The organism is Moorena sp. SIO4E2 (genome assembly GCF_010671945.1).
Classification (GTDB): domain Bacteria; phylum Cyanobacteriota; class Cyanobacteriia; order Cyanobacteriales; family Coleofasciculaceae; genus Moorena; species Moorena producens.
The window spans coordinates 17096-21240 of the sequence record NZ_JAAHIE010000059.1 but is presented as its reverse complement, the minus strand read 5'-3'; the positions used below and the strand labels follow the sequence as shown (position 1 = coordinate 21240).

The 4145-nt window shown below is 45.9% G+C and carries 3 protein-coding genes and 1 pseudogene; 3 read left to right on the top strand and 1 reads right to left on the bottom strand.

The features are described from left to right. Both F6K37_RS09570 and ilvD read left to right on the top strand, forming a co-directional pair. On the top strand, positions 1-1443 hold a 1443-nt coding region (locus F6K37_RS09570), incomplete at its 5' end, for a UPF0182 family protein (protein WP_287249759.1). 178 nt (positions 1444-1621) lie between these two features. Then, complete coding sequence (ilvD, locus tag F6K37_RS09565; protein WP_287249757.1) at positions 1622-3307, top strand: dihydroxy-acid dehydratase; 1686 nt, start codon at positions 1622-1624, stop codon at positions 3305-3307. A gap of 435 nt (positions 3308-3742) precedes the next feature. On the opposite strand, the gene F6K37_RS09560 is transcribed toward ilvD, so the two are convergent. Continuing rightward, on the bottom strand, positions 3743-3904 hold the full coding sequence (locus F6K37_RS09560) for a hypothetical protein (RefSeq protein WP_158026776.1): 162 nt from the start codon (positions 3902-3904) through the stop codon (positions 3743-3745). A 26-nt stretch (positions 3905-3930) separates the two neighbouring features. Here F6K37_RS09560 and F6K37_RS09555 point away from each other — a divergent pair. Then, positions 3931-4145, top strand: a pseudogene (locus F6K37_RS09555) (4-amino-4-deoxy-L-arabinose transferase); the annotation flags it as partial.

Genomic DNA, 4145 nt, shown 5'->3' with positions numbered 1-4145 from the left:
AGGGAATTAGACTATGATGCTGTGCCCAAACAAGCACAAACTTGGGTTAACAAACACTTAGTCTATACCCATGGCTATGGGTTTACCCTCTCTGCTGTGAATCAGGTAGGAGAGGGAGGACTGCCATACTACTTTATTAAAGACATCGGTTCTGGTGGAGGTGAAGCGCTCAAAGGAAGCTTATATACATCCTCTCCAGAAATTCGTGATAGTATCCCCATTGGTCAACCCCGGATTTACTACGGAGAACTGACCAATAACTATATCATGACCTCCACCAAAACTCAGGAATTAGACTATCCCAGTGGAGAAGAAAACGTTTACAACACCTACGATGGCACTGGTGGTGTTGCCCTAAACTCCTTTTGGCGGCGGTTAGTGTTTGCCCAGTATCTTAAAGACTGGCAGATGGTACTGACTGGGAATTTCACACCCAAAACACGGTTACTGTTCCGCCGTAATATTCGGCAACGGATTCAAGCGATCGCTCCCTTCTTACGCTATGATGCTGACCCCTACCTGGTAATTGCTGATACTTCTGTTGGGGAGTCAGGGGTCACTAAGAATTATCTTTACTGGATTGTGGATGGCTACACCACAAGCGATCGCTACCCCTATGCCGACCCAGGTGACAACCAGTTTAACTACATCCGTAACTCCGTAAAAGTGGTTATTGATGCCTACAATGGCGATGTTAGTTTCTACATAGCTGACCCAAAAGACCCGATTATTCAAACGTGGAGTAAGATTTTCCCGAATTTCTTCAAGTCACTGGATCAGATGCCCAGCAACCTGCGGACTCATTTGCGCTACCCCATTGATCTATTTAACATCCAATCCGAGCGCTTGCTAGCATATCACATGACTGACCCCCAGGTCTTTTACAACCAAGAGGATTTGTGGCGGATTCCCCAGGAAATTTATGCTGGTAAATCTAAATCAGTGGAACCCTACTACATTATCATGAAACTGCCCAAGGAGAAATCAGAAGAATTTATCTTGCTCCACCCCTATACACCTACAGGTCGTAATAATTTAATTGGTTGGCTAGCTGGTCGTTCTGATGGCGATCATTATGGCAAGTTACTCCTGTATCAGTTTCCCAAGCAACAACTAATCTATGGACCAGAGCAAATTGAAGCCCTGATTAATCAAGATCCAGTCATCTCTCAACAAATTTCCTTATGGAATCAAAAGGGTTCAAGAGCAGTTCAGGGGAATCTTTTGGTTATTCCCATCGAGCAATCTCTACTGTATGTTGAGCCATTGTATATAGAAGCTGAGCAACATAGTCTGCCAACATTAGTGCGAGTTATTGTGGTTTATCAAAACCAGATTATTATGGCTCAAAATCTAAAAGAAGCACTTGATGCCATCTTTAAGCCAGAGCAAAGTAAGACACCAACAATTGTACGTCCAGTCGAGGAAACTGCACTCCCTTAGCTAATCTAGCTAAATCCGGTTTTCATACCCTTAATAAAAATATCCCTATCTCCCTATCTCCCCACACTTACCACACTCCCGATGATGGGTATTCAACCAGACTTGATATGATGGCTAAATTTGATGGCTAAATCTAAAATCTCTGGTAGAGACTCTAACCTTTGAGGAGAACATATCCATGCCGGAGAATTTGAGAAGCCAAGTGGTTACCCAAGGTGTTCAGCGAGCCCCTAACCGAGCCATGCTGAGGGCTGTTGGTTTCACTGATGACGATTTTACTAAGCCCATTGTTGGTCTTGCTAATGGCTACAGCACTATTACTCCGTGCAATTTGGGGTTAAATGATTTGGCCAAACGAGCAGAGGCGGGATTGACCACTGCTGGTGCTATGGCTCAGATGTTTGGTACAATTACGATTAGTGACGGGATTTCCATGGGAACGGAAGGGATGAAATATTCCCTGGTATCCCGGGAAGTAATTGCTGATTCTATTGAGACCGCTTGTAATGGCCAAAGTATGGATGGAGTTTTGGCCATTGGCGGCTGCGATAAGAATATGCCAGGGGCGATGATTGCCATTGCCAGGATGAATATCCCAGCAATTTTCGTTTATGGTGGCACGATTAAACCTGGACATCTCGATGGTCAAGATTTAACGGTAGTGAGTGCCTTTGAAGCTGTTGGTCAACACAGTGCTGGCAAGATTGACGAGGCTAAACTCAAGGCGGTGGAACTCAACGCTTGCCCTGGTGCTGGTTCCTGTGGCGGCATGTTTACCGCTAATACTATGTCCTCTGCTTTTGAGGCAATGGGGATGAGTTTGCCCTATTCCTCTACCATGGCAGCGGAAGATATTGAGAAAGCCGATAGTGCTGAGAAATCTGCTTTTGTGTTAGTCGAAGCAATTCGCCAGCAAATACTACCTAGGGCTATTTTAACACGAAAGGCTTTTGAGAATGCGATCGCAGTAATTATGGCAGTAGGTGGTTCCACCAACTCAGTCTTGCATCTATTAGGGATCGCCCATGCTGCTGGAGTAGCCTTATCCATTGATGACTTTGAAACCATCCGGGGGAAAGTACCAGTCCTGTGTGACCTCAAACCCAGTGGTCGCTATGTCACTGTAAATTTGCACCGCGCCGGGGGGATTCCCCAAGTTATGAAAATGCTGTTGGTCCATGATTTGCTCCATGGGGATGCTTTGACCATTTCCGGCCAAACTATAGCGGAAGTGTTAGAAGAGGTACCTGATCAACCCCCTGCTGACCAAGATGTAATTCGTCCTTGGGATAATCCTGTGTATGCTCAAGGACACTTAGCCATTCTGAAAGGCAATCTGGCCACAGAAGGGTCAGTAGCAAAGATTACTGGGGTAAAAAATCCTCAAATCACCGGTCCAGCGCGAGTATTTGAATCCGAGGAAGCCTGCTTAGATGCGATTCTCGCAGGTAAGATCAACTCTGGTGATGTGATTGTGGTGCGCTATGAAGGACCAAAGGGTGGCCCAGGCATGCGGGAAATGCTGGCTCCCACATCAGCCATTATTGGTGCTGGGTTAGGTGATTCGGTCGGATTAATTACCGATGGACGATTTTCTGGAGGTACTTATGGCATGGTAGTCGGTCATGTCGCACCAGAAGCAGCGGTTGGAGGTGCGATCGCATTAGTCCAGGAAGGGGATATGATTACCATTGATGCCCATCAGCGATACTTACAACTAAATGTGTCCGATCAAGAATTAGAGCAACGCCGTGCTAGTTGGCAACCACCCAAGCCCCGTTATACCACAGGGGTATTGGCAAAGTATGCCACCTTAGTCTCTTCCAGTAGTGTCGGAGCAGTAACGGATTTAGATTTGGATTAACACTTATACACAGTTGCTGGTTAATCTACTCTATAGCTGATCCATGAGTCGTTACTCCCCCCAAATTAAAAAACCTACACTTGTGAGGCAGGAATCCCCCCTAACCTTACAAGGGTAGGTTTGTGAACATTGGGGCGAGTAAGTATAGCGCTACGCGCAAGGCAAGAGGAATCCCCCCTAACCCCCCTTAAAAAGGAGGCAAGAGGCAAAAGTGCAAGTGCATTAGCGCAGGTGCGCTTTCCGCATCTAATTATTAAATTCGCCACGGGTCGCACCTTTTTCTGCTTTTATCAATGTCCTAACTTTAATGCGTAGTGCTATACTTTCATGATTGTATAAAATCCTAAATATATGTATCAAAATACACAATCATTTTCGGAATAATTCTGCCCATTTCCTGCTTCTGTTAACTCCCTCGGTGCGCTTGACCCGTAATTAAATTCGCCACGGGTCGCACCGCTCCCGACTCCCTCGGTGCGCTTGACCCGTAATTAAATTCGCCACGGGTCGCACCGCTCCCGACTCCCGACCCAAATGTAAAAAACCTACCCCTGTAAGGGATTCCTGCTCCCTAAAAGCCAGTAATTTGTACCTCACCCCATTGAAAACTGCTATTATACATGATGCATAACGCCCTGAAAAGGTTGTCTCAACATCAATTTGTACTTGGTTGGCTGCTAGGGGGGCTACTGTTTCGGTGTATAATTGCTTTTTGGCTTTACCCTGGTATTGATGAAGCCTATTACTATGTCTATAGCCTGCATCTAGACTGGAGTTATTTTGATCACCCAGTTTTAGTTGCCCTGACTACTGGCTTTGGTACTTGGATAACGGGAGA